The organism is Kitasatospora sp. NPDC088160 (assembly GCF_044741445.1).
Taxonomy (GTDB): Bacteria; Actinomycetota; Actinomycetes; order Streptomycetales; family Streptomycetaceae; genus Kitasatospora.
Map to the genome: position 1 here is coordinate 223,225 of NZ_JBIUSS010000009.1, position 14,314 is coordinate 237,538.

Below are 14,314 nucleotides of genomic sequence, written 5' to 3' on the forward strand. Positions count from 1 at the left end.
TCCGCCGGACCGGGAATGCCGGACGCGGGCCGGGTGGTTGGCTGTCTGGTGGTGATGTGTGCCCGGGACGGGGCAGCGCACACCGGACAGCGGGCGGCCCGTGCGCGGGCCGCCGAGACGGGCCGCACAGAGGAGGCTTCAGCCAGGTGATCCAGCACCCCGTCCGTTCGGTACGCCGTGCCCAGCCCGCCGCGCCCGCGCGGGGCCGGCTCCAGTCGCTCGTCCCGGGCCGCCGCCGCCCGCGCCGGATAGCGATGCTGAGTGTCCACACCTCGCCGCTGCACCAGCCCGGCACGGGGGACGCCGGCGGGATGAACGTCTACATCGTCGAGCTGGCCAAGCGCCTGGCCGCGCTCAACATCGAGGTCGAGGTGTTCACCCGGGCGATCTGCTCGGACGACGCCCCCACCGTCGAGCTGGCCCCCGGCGTGCTGGTCCGGCACGTCACCGCCGGCCCGTACGAGGGCCTGCTGAAGGAGGACCTGCCCGCCCAGCTGTGCGCCTTCACCCACGGGGTGCTGCGGACGGAGGCGGGCCACCGCCCCGGCCACTACGACCTGGTGCACTCGCACTACTGGCTCTCCGGGCAGGTCGGCTGGCTGGCCGCGCAGCGCTGGGGGGTGCCGCTGGTGCACACCATGCACACCATGGCGAAGGTGAAGAACGCCGCGCTGGCCGAGGGTGACACGCCCGAGCCCGCGGCCCGGGTGATCGGCGAGACCCAGGTGGTCGAGGCGGCCGACCGGCTGATCGCCAACACCACCGAGGAGGCCGCCGAGCTGGCGCTGCACTACGCTGCCCGGCCGGACCAGCTGGCCGTCGTCCACCCTGGCGTCAACCTGGACGTCTTCCGCCCCGGCGGGGCGTCGGCGCGGGCCGCCGCCCGGGCCCGGCTGGGCCTGCCGCAGGACGCCGCGGTGCTGCTCTTCGCGGGCCGGATCCAGCCGCTGAAGGCCCCGGACGTGCTGCTGCGGGCGGTCGCCGAGCTGCTGGCGCGCCGCCCGGGGCTGCGCGAGCACCTGCTGGTGCCGGTGGTCGGCGGTCCGTCCGGCACCGGACTGGCCCGGCCGGAGAGCCTGCACAAGCTCGCCGCCCAGCTGGGCATCGGCGACGTGGTGCGGTTCCATCCGCCGGTCGGCCAGGCCGAGCTCGCGCAGTGGTACCACGCGGCGACGGCGCTGGTGATGCCCTCGTACAGCGAGTCCTTCGGGCTGGTCGCTCTGGAGGCGCAGGCCTGCGGCACCCCGGTGGTGGCGGCCTCGGTCGGCGGCCTGCCGGTCGCGGTGCGGGACGGCGAGACGGGCACGCTGGTGCACGGCCACGACCCGGCGGCCTGGGCGCACGCGCTGGAGCCGTACGTCACCGACCGGGGCCTGGTCGCCCGGCGCGGCGCGGCGGCGGCCCGGCACGCGGCCGGCTTCGGCTGGGACACCGCCGCGGCCGGCACCGCCGAGGTGTACGCCGGAAGCCTGGCCCGCCCGGCCGGCCGCTTGGCCGCCGCCCGGCGGCGGCTGGCCTGACCGCGGCCTGACCGCGGCCTGACCGCGGCCGGACCACGAGCCGACTGCGGCCCGACTGCGGCGGCCGGGGGTACGCACCGCTGGTGCGCGCCCCCGGTACCGCCGAGTAACGTCACCCCCATGGCAATCCGCACCAAGGACGAGGCCCTGACCCTCCTGCGCACCGCCCTGGACGACGCCGGAGCGGCCTGGGAGCCCGCCGCCACCGACCCGTACACGCTGGTGGTGACGCTCCCGGGCACCCGCAAGCTGAGCACCGCCTGCGCGCTGCGGGTCGGCGACCACACCCTGTCGGTGAACGCCTTCGTGATCCGCCGACCGGACGAGAACCACGAGGCCGTCTACCGCTGGCTGCTGGAGCGCAACACCCGGCTGTACGGCGTCGCGTACGCGATCGACCCGCTCGGCGACGTCTACCTGGCCGGCCGCCTGCCCCTGGAGGCGCTCACCCCGGACGCCGTGGACCGGCTGCTCGGGACGGTGCTGGAGAACGCCGACGAGCCGTTCAACACCCTGCTGGAGCTGGGCTTCGCCTCGGCGATCCGGCGCGAGTGGGAGTGGCGGACCAAGCGCGGGGAGTCCACCCGCAACCTGGCCGCCTTCGCCCACCTGGCCGCCCCGGCGGCCGACTGACCCGGCAGCGGGGCCGACGCCCTCAGATGCCCGCCGGAGCCTTCTTCTCCGCGGCGGGCTCCGTCACCTCGGTCACCGGCACCTCCGTCACCTCGGTCACCTCGGTCACCGCGACCTCCGGCACCGCCCCGGCGCGGCCCGCCGTCGCGTCCGTGCGCCGCCCGAGCACCACGTGCCCGGCCGCCGCGACCGTGCCGCAGACCCCGCACACGATCCAGAGCACCGCGGAGCCGGCGTGCTGCAGCAGCAGACCGCCGATCGCCGGGCCGAGGAACGAGGCGAGCGACCAGGAGAGCGAGTAGACGCCCTGGTAGCGGCCGCGCGCGTGGGTCGGCGCCAGTTCGGCGACCAGTCCCATGATGGTCGGCGCGTTCAGGACCTCGCCGACCGTCCAGACCGCCACCGAGAGGGCGAACAGCCACGCGGACGACCCGGCCAGCGCCGCCAGCCCGAAGCCCCAGCCCGTGATCAGGCAGCTGGCTATCAGCATGGCGGTCCGGGAGCGGGCCTCCATCCACCGGGTGAGCGGGATCTGGAGCACCACGATCAGCAGCCCGTTCAGGCCGATGACCAGCCCGTACTCGGTGGAGCTGATGCCCGCGGCACCCATGTCGACGGCCAGGGTGGTGCTGCCCTGCTGGAGGATCAGGGCGAGCAGCAGGTTGAGCCCGACGACGGCCATGAACCGCCCGTCCCGGAACACCGCGCCGAGGCCGACCGTCGGTTCGTCCGTCCCCTTCCCGTGCTGCGGCGAGTCCTGCGGCTTGGTCTCGGGGATCCGGATGAAGATCACCACCGCGCACACCAGCGTGGAGAGCGCGTCGAGCAGGAAGAGCGTGAGGTAGCCGTGGGTGGCGATCAGGCCGGCCACGGCGGCGGAGAGGCCGAAGCCGATGTTGATCGCCCAGTAGTTCAGCGAGTACGCGCGGACCCGGTCCTCGGCCGGGACGAGGTCGGCGATGATCGCCGAGGTCGCGGGCCGGGTGGCGTTGTTGCAGAGGCCGACCAGGAAGGCCACCGTGGCGATCGCCACCTGGCCGTCCGTGAAGCCGAGTACGGCGGTGAACAGTGCGGTGCCGAGCTGGGCGGCGACCAGGGTCGGGCGCCGGCCGATCCGGTCGGTCAGCACGCCGGCGCCGATCGCGGCGACGGCCGAGCCGAGGCCGTAGAGGGAGGCCACCAGGCCCGCGTAGGAGGCCGAGTACCCCCGGTTGGTGGTCAGGTAGAGCGCGAGGAAGGTGAGCACGAAAGCGCCCAGCTTGTTCACCAGCGTGCTCACCCAGAGCCACCAGAACTCCCGTGGCAGCCCGCCCACCGTCTCCTGTATCAGCCTTCGGATCCGGGGGTTGGTGATCAGGGCGACGGGCATGTGGGGGGCTCCCGGGGCAGGCGTCCGCCGAGCGGCACGGGCAGGTCCGGTCAGCCGACGTATGTAAGTGTCAGATGGGCGGTGCACACATTACACATCTGTCGTAGGTCCGGACCAGCGCTTTTCCTGCCTCCACTAAGCTGGGGGCCATGGCTGACACGACGTACCGACTCATCCTGCTCCGCCACGGCGAGAGCCAGTGGAACCAGAAGAACCTGTTCACCGGTTGGGTCGACGTCGACCTCAACGAGAAGGGCGAGAAGGAGGCCGCGCGCGGTGGCGAGCTCCTGGCCGCCGAGGGCCTGTTCCCGGACGTGCTGCACACCTCGCTGCTCCGCCGTGCGATCCGCACCTCGCAGATCGCCCTGGACAAGGCCGACCGCCACTGGATCCCGGTCAGCCGCAGCTGGCGCCTGAACGAGCGACACTACGGTGCGCTCCAGGGCAAGGACAAGGCCCAGACCCTGGCCGAGTTCGGCGAGGAGCAGTTCCAGCTGTGGCGCCGCTCGTACGACACCCCGCCGCCGGTGCTGGCCGATGACGCCGAGTACTCGCAGGCCGGTGACGCCCGCTACGCGGACATCCCGAGCGAGCTGCGTCCGCGCACCGAGTGCCTGAAGGACGTCGTCGACCGGATGCTCCCGTACTGGTACGACGCCATCGTCCCGGACCTCGCCGCCGGCAAGACCGTCCTGGTCACCGCCCACGGCAACAGCCTGCGCGCGCTGGTCAAGCACCTCGACGGCATCTCCGACGAGGCCATCGCGGGCCTGAACATCCCGACCGGCATCCCGCTCGTGTACGAGCTCGACGCCGACTTCAAGCCCGTCACCAAGGGCGGCCGCTACCTCGACGCCGACGCCGCCGCCGCGGCCATCGAGGCGGTCAAGAACCAGGGCAAGAAGTAACCCGCCTGGCGAAACGGCCCCGCCTCCCGGTTCGCCGGGGGCGGGGCCTTCGTCGTTCAACCGGCCTGTGCGGAAGTCGAGTTGAGTCCGTATTCGGCGGCCGGATCCGGGCTCGTCCCAATAGTGGTTCAGACCATTGACGGGTGGCGGAGTCCGCTCCTACGGTGAGGGCGCCGGACTGCCGCAGGCATGCCAAGGATCTCCCCGTCCCGGCCGCCGCACCCCCACGCGCGCGCGTCTGCGTCCCGGCGCACTCTCCATCCACCCCCACGGAGGAGCATCATGCGCACACGTCACATCGTCGGGGCGGTGGTCGCCGCCCTCGCGGTGCCGCTCACCCTCGCCGTCCCGGCGCAGTCCCACGGGTACATCTCGACGCCGCCCAGCAGGGCCGCGCTCTGCGGAGCGGGCGGGGTGTCGTGGGACTGCGGCGACATCCAGTGGGAGCCGCAGAGCGTCGAGGGCCCCAAGGGCTTCCCGAACGCCGGGCCCGCCGACGGCACCATCTGCGCCGGCGGCAACTCCCGCTTCGCCGAGCTGGACGACCCGCACGGCGGTGCCTGGCCGACCACCGCGGTGACGGCGGGGCAGCAGCTCACCTTCACCTGGACGTTCACCGCCCGGCACGCGACCACCGACTTCCGCTACTACCTGACCAAGCCGGGCTACGACGCGAGCCAGCCGGTCACCCGGGACAGCCTGGACCTGACGCCCTTCCTGATCGCCCCGTACGGCGGGAAGCAGGTGCCCAGCACGCTCAGCCACACCGCGACCGTCCCGAGCGGGCGCACCGGCCACCAGGTCGTGGTCGCGGTCTGGACGATCGCCGACACCGGGAACGCCTTCTACTCCTGCACCGACGTCCAGTTCTGACGCCCGGGGCGGCACGGTGACGCCGTGCCGCGGACGCGGGGCACCAGGACGCGCAACGAGGTGCACGGCCGACGGAAGGCCGTGCACCTCGGGAACTCCTCGGCGGCGGACCGCTCAGTGGCCGCCGCAGCAGCCGCCGTCCGCGCCGCCGCACTGGCAGGGCGCGCCGGACTGGCAGCCGCAGCCGCAGCCGGGGCCACAGCCGCAGCCGGCCGCGAGGACGGGCAGGAGCTTCGGGGTGGGCGGCTCGACGGTTTCGTGGGCGCGTGCCGGTCGGGTGGGGTTGGCCTTCATCGAGCTGTTCCCTCCTAGTGACGGGCACAGTCCTGTGCCCCCAACGTCGAGTGAAGCCGCCGATCGGAGGGAGCGTCAACAGGCGCGCAGTGGTGGGATGTACGGGGCGTCGTGCGCCCCCACCACCCCTGTCGCAGGTTTACTCACCCCGCGGGGGGAGCGGCCGCCCCTTGAAGCCCCGAGCCCGATCCCCGAGCCTGAGCCCGTGCCCCGATATACCGAGCCCCGAGACACCGAGCCCCGAGGCGGCCGCACCGCACCCGCACGAGGTCACTCCGCCGCCGCGGCCTCCGAGGCGGCCACGAACTCGGCCACGTGCTCGCCCGTCACCAGGTACACCACGCGCTTGGCGACCGACACCGCGTGGTCCGCGAAGCGCTCGTAGTAGCGGCCGACCAGGGTGATGTCGACGGCGGTCTCGATGCCGTGGTGCCAGCGGTCGTCGATCAGGTGCGACAGCAGCTCGCGGTGCAGGGAGTCGATGGCGTCGTCGTCCTGCTCCAGCTCCAGTGCCTTGTCGACGTCCTTGGTGGCGATCACCAGGCCGGTCTTGGCCACCAGGCGCTGGGCGAGCTGGCCCATCTCCAGGACGGTGGAGTGCAGGTCGCCGGGCACGGCGGAGTCGGGGTAGCGCATCCGCGCGACCTTGGCGACGTGCCGGGCGAGGTCGCCGCAGCGCTCCAGGTCGGAGCTCATCCGCAGCGAGGTGACGACGATGCGCAGGTCGGTGGCGACCGGCTGCTGGCGGGCGAGCAGGTCGATCGCGCGGTTCTCCAGCTCGTGGTGGAGGTCGTTGATCTTCTCGTCGGCGGCGATCACGCTCTCCGCCAGCGCCAGGTCCGCGTCCAGGAGTGCGGTGGTGGCCCGGCCCAGGGCCGAGCCGACCAGTCGGGCCATCTCGACCAGGCTGTCGCCGATCGCATCGAGTTCCTCGTGGTACGCGTCGCGCATGCTCTCTCCTCAGTAGCTGTGTCGGTGGCGGTGCCGACCGGCCGGCCCGTCCGACGATCGTCTTGTCGTCCGGGTGACCGCTGCTGGTGGCGCGAATCGTACGCGCACACCTGAGGCGACGGCCGGTGGTTCGGCCCGCCGCCCACTCCCACACGGGCTGCATGGCCAACTCTGGGCCGTCCGGGCGACGATGCACGGCCGGTGTGGTGAATCAGCGGCCACGTGAAGGTGAATTCTCGGCAACGCGTGGCCGATGCCTTGATCGGGCCCTTGGGGAGTGGCCTGGCCGTGCGCTTACGCTGGCCACATGGACGTGAACGTGGCCGCCGCCGCTGCCTGCGCCATAGCCGGGCTCGGCGTCGGCCTCACGGCCTCCATCGCCTTCCGTTGGAGCGAGCGCGAGCAGGCCAGGGGCAGGTACGGCGGCACCAGCAGCAGACACCACGGTCGGCACCAGGGCCTGGGCGCCGGCACCCCGGAGCCCCCGCTGCCGCCGGGGGTGGACACCGTCCTCTCCGTCCTCCGCTCCTGCGCGATCGTGCTGGGCGAGGGCGACGAGGTGGTCAAGGCCAGCTCCGCGGCGTACGCGATGGGACTGGTGCGCGGCGGCGCGGTCGCCGTGGACCAGATGCTCTCGCTGGCGCGCGCCACCCGCCGGGACGGCGAGATCCGCCAGGTCGAGTTGGAGGTGCCCCGCCCCGGCGTGGCCCGTGCGGGCGAGCCGCTCGCGGTCTCCGTCCGGGTCGCCCCGCTGGGCTCCCGGCTGGTGCTGGTGCTGGTCGAGGACCAGACCGAGCGCCGCCGGGTGGAGGCGGTCCGCCGGGACTTCGTGGCCAACGTCAGCCACGAGCTGAAGACCCCGGTGGGTGCCCTGTCGCTGCTCTCCGAGGCGGTCGCCGACGCGTCCGACGACCCGGAGGCGGTGCAGCGCTTCGCCGGCCGGATGCAGATCGAGGCGACCAGGCTGGCCAGCCTGGTCCAGGAGATCATCGACCTCTCCCGGGTGCAGGACGACCGGCTGATGGTGGACCCGGAGCCCGTCGCGGTGGACGAGCTGATCGCCGAGGCGATCGACCGCTGCCGACAGCAGGCCGCCGCCAAGCAGATCCTGATCACGGCCGGCGGCATCGCCGGGCTCTACCTGCACGGCAACCGCGGCCAGCTCGCCGCGGCGCTCGGCAACCTGGTCGAGAACGCCGTCAACTACAGTCCTCCCCGTACCCGGGTGGCGATCGCCACCCGCCGGATCTCCAGCGCCGCGGCGCTCGGGGAGGCGGACGGCGAGCTGATCGAGATCTCGGTCACCGACCAGGGCATCGGCATCTCGGAGAAGGACCGCGAGCGCGTCTTCGAGCGCTTCTACCGGGTCGATCCGGCCCGCTCCCGGGCGACCGGCGGAACCGGCCTCGGCCTGTCCATCGTCAAGCACGTCGCCGCCTCGCACGGCGGCACGGTCTCGGTGTGGAGCGTCGAGGGCCAGGGTTCGACCTTCACCATCCGCCTGCCCGCCGGGCAGGCGCCCGAGGCCGAGGACGGCGACGACCTCGACGACACCGGCGACCTCGGCACCCGCGGTGCCACCGGCGTCCGTGGCGCCGCCGCCGCGCCCACCAGAACCCTCACCACGGACCGGACGGCCACCACAGGCCGCACGGACCGTCCGCTCCCCACGGGGGAGCGGGAACACCCCCTGTCAGACGCAACCCCCCAGCTTGCCCCGGAGGCCTGATCGTGACCCGAGTACTGGTGGTCGAGGACGAGGAGTCGTTCAGCGACGCCCTGTCGTACATGCTCCGCAAGGAGGGCTTCGAGGTGGCCGTCGCCGCCACCGGCCCCGACGCCCTGGAGCAGTTCGAGCGCAACGGTGCCGACCTCGTCCTGCTCGACCTGATGCTGCCGGGCCTGCCGGGCACCGAGGTCTGCCGTCAGCTGCGGGTGCGCTCCAACGTGCCGGTGATCATGGTCACCGCCAAGGACAGCGAGATCGACAAGGTGGTCGGTCTGGAAATAGGTGCGGACGACTACGTCACCAAGCCCTACTCCACCCGTGAGCTGGTCGCCCGGATCCGGGCGGTGCTGCGCCGCCGCGGCGAGGACGGCGGTGCCGGCGAGAACGGCGGCGGCCCGGGCGCCCTGGAGGCGGGCCCGGTCCGGATGGACGTCGACCGGCACGTGGTGACCGTGGACGGCGCCAAGGTCGACCTCCCGCTGAAGGAGTTCGACCTGCTGGAGATGCTGCTGCGCAACGCGGGCCGGGTGCTCACCCGCATGCAGCTGATCGACCGGGTGTGGGGCGCGGACTACGTCGGCGACACCAAGACCCTGGACGTCCACGTGAAGCGCCTGCGGGCCAAGATCGAGCCGGACCCGGGCGCCCCGCGCTACCTGGTCACGGTCCGCGGCCTGGGCTACAAGTTCGAGCCGTAAACCGCGGGCGCGGACAGACGCGGAAGGCCCCCGCCGGCAGTTGCCGGAGGGGGCCTTCGCGTTGGTGTCCGGCGGGCCCGGGAGGGCCCGCCGGACACCGGGTGGTGCGTCAGTGGGCGCCGGCGGACTGGGTGGCACCCGGGGTGGCGGCACCGGACGGCGTGGCCGCACCGGTGGTGGCCGGGGCGGCCGGGGTGGTGGTGCCGGCGGCCGGGGTGGTCGCGGCGGTGGTGGCGCCCTTGGTGGGCGCGGCGGCCGGGGCCGACGTCGGGCCGAAGCCCTTGTAGAGGCCCTTGTTCGGGCTCACGCCGGCCTGGGCGTCGACCTTCTGGCCGTCCTTGAAGGTGAACGAGGTGGGGACGAAGCCGCCGACCTGGACGCCGACCGAGGCGACCTTGGCGGACGGGTTGCCCTCGCCACCGATCGCCACGGCGCCGCCGGCCGGGACGACGATGGTGGACAGCGGGGCGCCCGCGGCGTCGGAGAACGCGGCGGTGGCACCGTTGCCGACGGTGACGGACTGCAGCTCCGCCGGGGTGCTGCCCGTGTTGGCGATGTTGACGGTCACGTTGGCGGGACCGTTGTGCTCGCCCGAGGACTCGTCCCCGGTGACGACCACGATGTTGTTCAGCCGAAGGTTCGTTCCGAGGGTTGCCGCCGCGTTGTCGGGCTTGACCTGCAGCGTGTCCGGCGTGTTGCCGGCGGCGCAGGACGACAGCGAGGCGATGGCGATGGCGGCGATGGCGGCGATGCTGCCGCGTCGAAGGCTGCGGCTCACGGCGGCGGCTTCTCCTAAGTCAACGTGTCGATAGGTCAGGCCTCAGATTATCGACCTCACTTATGCGCTCCTCACGGGGTGGTCCCCGTGTCGCACTCCCGGGGTTCGCGGGGCGGCCGTCCGGCCGCACTTGTGGCGTGTCCGGGTCACCCTCGGGACAAGCTTCGACCAAGATCGAATAACGATGTGGATACGGCCCGATAAACGGTGAAAACCCAAGATCCAATCATGGTTTCCCGGGTGTTGCGCAAGGTTTCGCCGAACGCTGGAACCGCCTCCGACCTGCGGGAAGCCTCCCTCGAACACCGGTCGCAGCACGTCATGGGGGTCCTTGTCAAGCCCCGAGACCGGCCCTGACCTGCGAAAACGCCCTTCGGGTGCGCTGAAAAGCGTGTTATTCTGGAAAGCCACGGAAGGGGTCCTGTCACATGACGTTCAAGGTTGGCGACACGGTGGTCTACCCCCATCACGGGGCCGCGCTGATCGAGGCCATCGAAATTCGCCAGATCAAAGGTGTGGACAAGACCTACCTGGTGCTCAAGGTGCAGCAGGGAGACCTGACGCTCCGCGTGCCCGCTGAGAACGCGGAGTTCGTCGGCGTGCGCGATGTAGTCGGCCAGGAGGGTCTGGACCGGGTCTTCGAGGTGCTGCGCGCACCGTACACCGAAGAGCCGACCAACTGGTCCCGTCGCTACAAGGCGAACCTGGAGAAGCTCGCCTCTGGCGACGTTATCAAGGTCGCCGAGGTTGTGCGCGACCTCTGGCGCCGTGAGCGCGAGCGCGGCCTCTCGGCCGGCGAGAAGCGGATGCTCGCGAAGGCGCGCCAGATCCTCGTCAGCGAGCTCGCGCTGGCGGAGAACACCAACGAGGACAAGGCGGAGACGCTGCTCGACGAGGTGCTGGCCTCGTAGCGCAGTCGGGCTGCCGCCCACCGCTCACAGCGCCCGGTGTCGGCGCGCCGCTCCCAGGACCAAGCGTCCCGGGGTGGTGCAGTGGCACTTCGGGCGCTGAGGCGTGTCCGGACGACGCCCCCGCCCCGAGCCGGTCCAGGCCCGGCAAGACCGTTTTCCGTCCTGCAAGACCGATTCTGCGGGATTGTGCGGCGGACGGTTGGACCGTAATTCTTCGGAAGGGGCCCGTAGCGCCCGCCGGGCACGCCAAGGCCATACCCACTTCTCCGAAGGAGTGAAACCTGAACGCCTCAGCAGCAGTCGCAGCAGCAGTGGTGCCCGCCGCCGGACGCGGTGAGCGGCTGGGGCCCGGTGCCCCGAAGGCCCTGCGGGAACTGGGCGGCGTGCCGCTCCTGGTGCACGCCGTGCGGGCGCTGGCCCGCAGTCGGGCGGTCGGCCTGGTCGTGGTCGCCGCGCCCGCCGACGGGGTGGCCGAGGTGGTCGCCCTGCTGGACAGCCACGGGCTGGACGGCAAGGACATCCGGGTGGTCGCCGGTGGCGCCACCCGCCAGGAATCGGTCCGGCTCGGCCTGGCCGCGATCCCGGCCGAGGTGGAGATCGTCCTGGTGCACGACGCGGCCCGCCCGCTCGTCCCGGTCGAGGTGGTGGACGCGGTGGCGGCCGCCGTCCGGGCCGGGGCCGGGGCGGTGGTGCCCGCGGTGCCGCTGGCCGACACGGTGAAGCGGGTCGAGTCGAGCCCGGGCCGCCCCGAGCCGGTGCTCGACACGCCCGACCGGGCCACCCTGCGCGCGGTCCAGACCCCGCAGGGCTTCGACCGGGCCACCCTGGTCGGGGTGCACGCCAAGGCGCTGGCCGAGGAGGCCGCGGGCGCCGACGGCGCGCCGCCGGTCACCGACGACGCGGGCCTGGTGGAGCGCTACGGCGGCCAGGTCGTCGTGGTGCCCGGCCACGAGGAGGCGTTCAAGGTCACCCGTCCACTGGACCTCGTGCTCGCCGAGGCCGTACTCGCCCGCCGGAGGGCCGCCGATGCCTACTGACCCGCTGACGCCCGCCGCCCAGGCCCCGGCCCCCGTGCTGCCGCGCGTGGGCATCGGCACCGACGTGCACGCCTTCGAGGCCGGCCGCCCGCTCTGGGTGGCCGGACTGGAGTGGCCGGACGCCGGGGTCGGGCTCTCCGGGCACTCGGACGCCGACGTCGCCGCGCACGCGGCCTGCGACGCGCTGTTCTCGGCCGCCGGGATCGGCGACCTGGGCGCGCACTTCGGCACCGACCGGCCGGAGTGGGCCGGCGCCTCCGGGGTGAAGCTGCTCGGTGAGGCGGCCCGGCTGGTGCGCGCCGAGGGCTTCGAGATCGGCAACATCGCGGTCCAGGTGGTCGGCGTCCGGCCGAAGATCGGCAAGCGGCGGGCCGAGGCGCAGGCCGCGCTGTCGGCCGCGGCCGGTGCGCCGGTGTCGGTGTCCGGCACCACAACGGACGGCCTGGGCCTGACCGGTCGGGCCGAGGGGCTGGCCGCGATCGCCACGGCCCTGGTGTACGAACGGCGTTGAGCCGGGCGCGGTCAGCAGGGCAGGAATAGGCGGGTCCTGACGAGTGTTCACCCGGCGTGGCGGTGGATCGGTCGGTAGTGTGCGGTTTCGGGCCCGGGCGGGGCTTCCCCTCGGGCCGTACCGCCGACGATGAGAAGAGGTTCTCGATGGGCGTCGAACTCTCTGGCCCCGCCAAGGAATTGCTCGACCGCAAGAGTTTCGCCGTGGTGTCCACGATCCAGCCCGACGGCAGCCCCCAGTCCTCGGTCGTCTGGGTCACGCGGGACGGCGACGACATCCTGTTCTCCACCGTCCAGGGCCGCCGCAAGCACCTCAATCTGGTGCGGGACCCGCGCATCTCGCTCGTGGTCAACCCGCCGGAGAACCCGTACGAGTACGTCGAGGTGCGCGGCTCGGCGACGATGACCACCGAGGGCGGCCGGGAGCTGATCAACGAACTGTCCCGCAAGTACCGCGGCGAGGAGTACGGGTTCGACGGCCCGGACGACGTCCGGGTGGTCGTCCGACTCAGCCCGCGCAAGGTGGTCGGCAACATCTGACCGGCCCGCGCGGCCCGTGGTTCCCCGGGAGTGCGGCATATCATTCCCGGGGAATGTCGCGGGGCACCCCCTCCTGCCCACTACGCTTGACGCTGTGAGCATTCGCCTGTACGACACCAGCACCCGCCAGGTACGCGACTTCGTCCCGCTTGTACCGGGTTGTGTCTCGATCTACCTGTGCGGCGCTACCGTCCAGTCGGCGCCTCATATCGGGCACATCCGGTCCGGTCTCAACTTCGACATCATGCAGCGGTGGTTCGCCTACCGCGGCTACCAGGTCACCTTCGCCCGGAACGTCACCGACATCGACGACAAGGTGATCGCCAAGGAGCGCGAGTTCGGCATCCCGTGGTGGCAGATCGCCTACGAGAACGAGCGGGCGTTCAACGACGGTTACACCGCGCTCGGCTGCCTGCCGCCGACCGTCGAGCCGCGGGCCACCGGGCACATCCCCGAGATGGTCGAGATGATGCGGGGGCTCATCGAGAAGGGCCACGCCTACGCGGCCGACGGCAACGTCTACTTCGACGTGAAGTCGTACCCGGACTACCTCGCGCTCTCCAACCAGAAGCTGGCCGACCTGCGCCAGCCCGAGGGCGAGGGCGAGACCGGCAAGCGGGACCAGCGCGACTTCGCGATGTGGAAGGCCGCCAAGCCGGGCGAGCCGAGCTGGGAGACCCCGTGGGGCCGCGGCCGGCCGGGCTGGCACCTGGAGTGCTCGGCGATGGTCCACAAGTACCTCGGCCCGGCCTTCGACATCCACGGCGGCGGGCTGGACCTGATCTTCCCGCACCACGAGAACGAGATCGCCCAGTCCAAGGCCTACGGCGACGCCTTCGCCAGCTTCTGGGTGCACAACGCCTGGGTCACCATGGCCGGCGAGAAGATGAGCAAGTCGCTGGGCAACTCGGTGCTGGTCTCCGAGATGGTCCAGCGCTGGCGTCCGATCGTGCTCCGCTACTACCTCGGCACCCCGCACTACCGCTCGATGATCGAGTACAGCGAGGACGCCCTGCGCGAGGCCGAGGCCGGGTTCGGCCGGATCGAGGGCTTCATCCAGCGCACCGTCGAGCGCTGCGGGGCGGTCGACGCCGCCCCCGAGGTGCCGCCGGCCTTCGCCGAGGCGATGGACGACGACCTGGGCGTTCCGCAGGCGCTCGCCGTCGTGCACACCGCCGTCCGCCAGGGCAACAGCGCCCTGAACGCGGACGACAAGGAGAACGCGGTGGCGCGTCTGGCCGAGGTCCGTGCGATGCTCGGAGTGCTGGGTCTCGACCCGCTCGCCCCGCAGTGGGCCGGGTCGGAGCGCGGCGAGCCTGGGACAATGAAGAGCATGCACGGTGTGGTCGACTCGCTGGTCCGCCTGGTCCTGGACCAGCGGCAGGCGGCGCGTCAGCGCAAGGACTTCGCCACCGCGGACGCCATCCGCGACCAGCTCGGCCTGGCCGGGCTGGTGATCGAGGACACCCCGTCCGGCCCGCGCTGGACGATCAACAGCCAGTAACCCCATCTGACGATCGGGGTGAGGGTGGGCCGTACCGGACCGGTGCGGCCCTCCCGCAT

15 protein-coding genes are annotated in these 14,314 nt (G+C 72.4%); 11 read left to right on the forward strand and 4 right to left on the reverse strand.

Annotation, left to right across the window (positions count from 1 at the left end; all coding sequences use genetic code 11):
- Positions 1-149: 149 nt before the first annotated feature.
- Positions 150-1,520: a D-inositol-3-phosphate glycosyltransferase gene (gene mshA, locus ACIOGZ_RS16170; RefSeq protein WP_400809995.1), complete on the forward strand. Its 1,371-nt coding sequence runs from the start codon at positions 150-152 to the stop codon at positions 1,518-1,520.
- Positions 1,521-1,640: 120 nt separating this feature from the next.
- A complete protein-coding gene (locus ACIOGZ_RS16175; protein ID WP_363582360.1) occupies positions 1,641-2,153 on the forward strand; it encodes a YbjN domain-containing protein in 513 nt (170 codons plus the stop codon).
- 22 nt (positions 2,154-2,175) lie between these two features.
- Here ACIOGZ_RS16175 and ACIOGZ_RS16180 read toward each other — a convergent pair whose 3' ends face one another.
- The gene (locus ACIOGZ_RS16180) at positions 2,176-3,522 is read right to left on the reverse strand and encodes an MDR family MFS transporter (RefSeq protein WP_400986238.1); all 1,347 of its coding nucleotides are present in this window, start codon (positions 3,520-3,522) and stop codon (positions 2,176-2,178) included.
- 149 nt (positions 3,523-3,671) lie between these two features.
- Between ACIOGZ_RS16180 and ACIOGZ_RS16185 the strand changes: the two genes are divergently transcribed.
- Complete coding sequence (locus ACIOGZ_RS16185) at positions 3,672-4,430, forward strand: phosphoglyceromutase (protein WP_063348789.1); 759 nt, start codon at positions 3,672-3,674, stop codon at positions 4,428-4,430.
- 282 nt (positions 4,431-4,712) lie between these two features.
- A complete protein-coding gene (locus ACIOGZ_RS16190) occupies positions 4,713-5,303 on the forward strand; it encodes a lytic polysaccharide monooxygenase (RefSeq protein WP_063348790.1) in 591 nt (196 codons plus the stop codon).
- A gap of 114 nt (positions 5,304-5,417) precedes the next feature.
- Here ACIOGZ_RS16190 and ACIOGZ_RS16195 read toward each other — a convergent pair whose 3' ends face one another.
- Together ACIOGZ_RS16195 and phoU are read right to left on the reverse strand one after the other, a co-directional pair.
- Positions 5,418-5,597, reverse strand: a complete 180-nt coding sequence (locus tag ACIOGZ_RS16195) for a hypothetical protein (protein WP_063348791.1) — start codon at positions 5,595-5,597, stop codon at positions 5,418-5,420.
- Positions 5,598-5,867: 270 nt separating this feature from the next.
- Entirely contained in the window at positions 5,868-6,548 is a 681-nt protein-coding gene (gene phoU / locus ACIOGZ_RS16200) for a phosphate signaling complex protein PhoU (protein ID WP_350878362.1), read from the reverse strand.
- A gap of 307 nt (positions 6,549-6,855) precedes the next feature.
- On the opposite strand from phoU, the gene ACIOGZ_RS16205 reads away from it, so the two are divergent.
- Both ACIOGZ_RS16205 and ACIOGZ_RS16210 read left to right on the forward strand, forming a co-directional pair.
- The gene (locus ACIOGZ_RS16205; RefSeq protein WP_363631769.1) at positions 6,856-8,277 is read left to right on the forward strand and encodes an ATP-binding protein; all 1,422 of its coding nucleotides are present in this window, start codon (positions 6,856-6,858) and stop codon (positions 8,275-8,277) included.
- A gap of 2 nt (positions 8,278-8,279) precedes the next feature.
- The gene (locus ACIOGZ_RS16210; RefSeq protein WP_030061050.1) at positions 8,280-8,975 is read left to right on the forward strand and encodes a response regulator transcription factor; all 696 of its coding nucleotides are present in this window, start codon (positions 8,280-8,282) and stop codon (positions 8,973-8,975) included.
- 109 nt (positions 8,976-9,084) lie between these two features.
- On the opposite strand, the gene ACIOGZ_RS16215 is transcribed toward ACIOGZ_RS16210, so the two are convergent.
- Entirely contained in the window at positions 9,085-9,753 is a 669-nt protein-coding gene (locus ACIOGZ_RS16215; protein WP_363582351.1) for a DUF461 domain-containing protein, read from the reverse strand.
- 428 nt (positions 9,754-10,181) lie between these two features.
- Here ACIOGZ_RS16215 and ACIOGZ_RS16220 point away from each other — a divergent pair, with 428 nt between their 5' ends.
- The 5 genes from ACIOGZ_RS16220 (at position 10,182) to cysS (ending at position 14,255) form a co-directional block, all read left to right on the forward strand.
- Positions 10,182-10,664 (forward strand): CarD family transcriptional regulator, encoded by a 483-nt coding sequence (locus ACIOGZ_RS16220; RefSeq protein ID WP_030244332.1) that lies wholly within the window; start codon positions 10,182-10,184, stop codon positions 10,662-10,664.
- A 281-nt stretch (positions 10,665-10,945) separates the two neighbouring features.
- Positions 10,946-11,701: a 2-C-methyl-D-erythritol 4-phosphate cytidylyltransferase gene (ispD, locus tag ACIOGZ_RS16225; RefSeq protein ID WP_363631814.1), complete on the forward strand. Its 756-nt coding sequence runs from the start codon at positions 10,946-10,948 to the stop codon at positions 11,699-11,701.
- Entirely contained in the window at positions 11,691-12,212 is a 522-nt protein-coding gene (gene ispF / locus ACIOGZ_RS16230; protein WP_363582349.1) for a 2-C-methyl-D-erythritol 2,4-cyclodiphosphate synthase, read from the forward strand. The genes ispD and ispF overlap by 11 nt, the downstream gene beginning before the upstream one ends.
- A gap of 146 nt (positions 12,213-12,358) precedes the next feature.
- A complete protein-coding gene (locus tag ACIOGZ_RS16235) occupies positions 12,359-12,751 on the forward strand; it encodes a PPOX class F420-dependent oxidoreductase (RefSeq protein ID WP_063348796.1) in 393 nt (130 codons plus the stop codon).
- Positions 12,752-12,845: 94 nt separating this feature from the next.
- The gene (gene cysS, locus ACIOGZ_RS16240; RefSeq protein WP_363582347.1) at positions 12,846-14,255 is read left to right on the forward strand and encodes a cysteine--tRNA ligase; all 1,410 of its coding nucleotides are present in this window, start codon (positions 12,846-12,848) and stop codon (positions 14,253-14,255) included.
- Positions 14,256-14,314 lie beyond the last annotated feature (59 nt).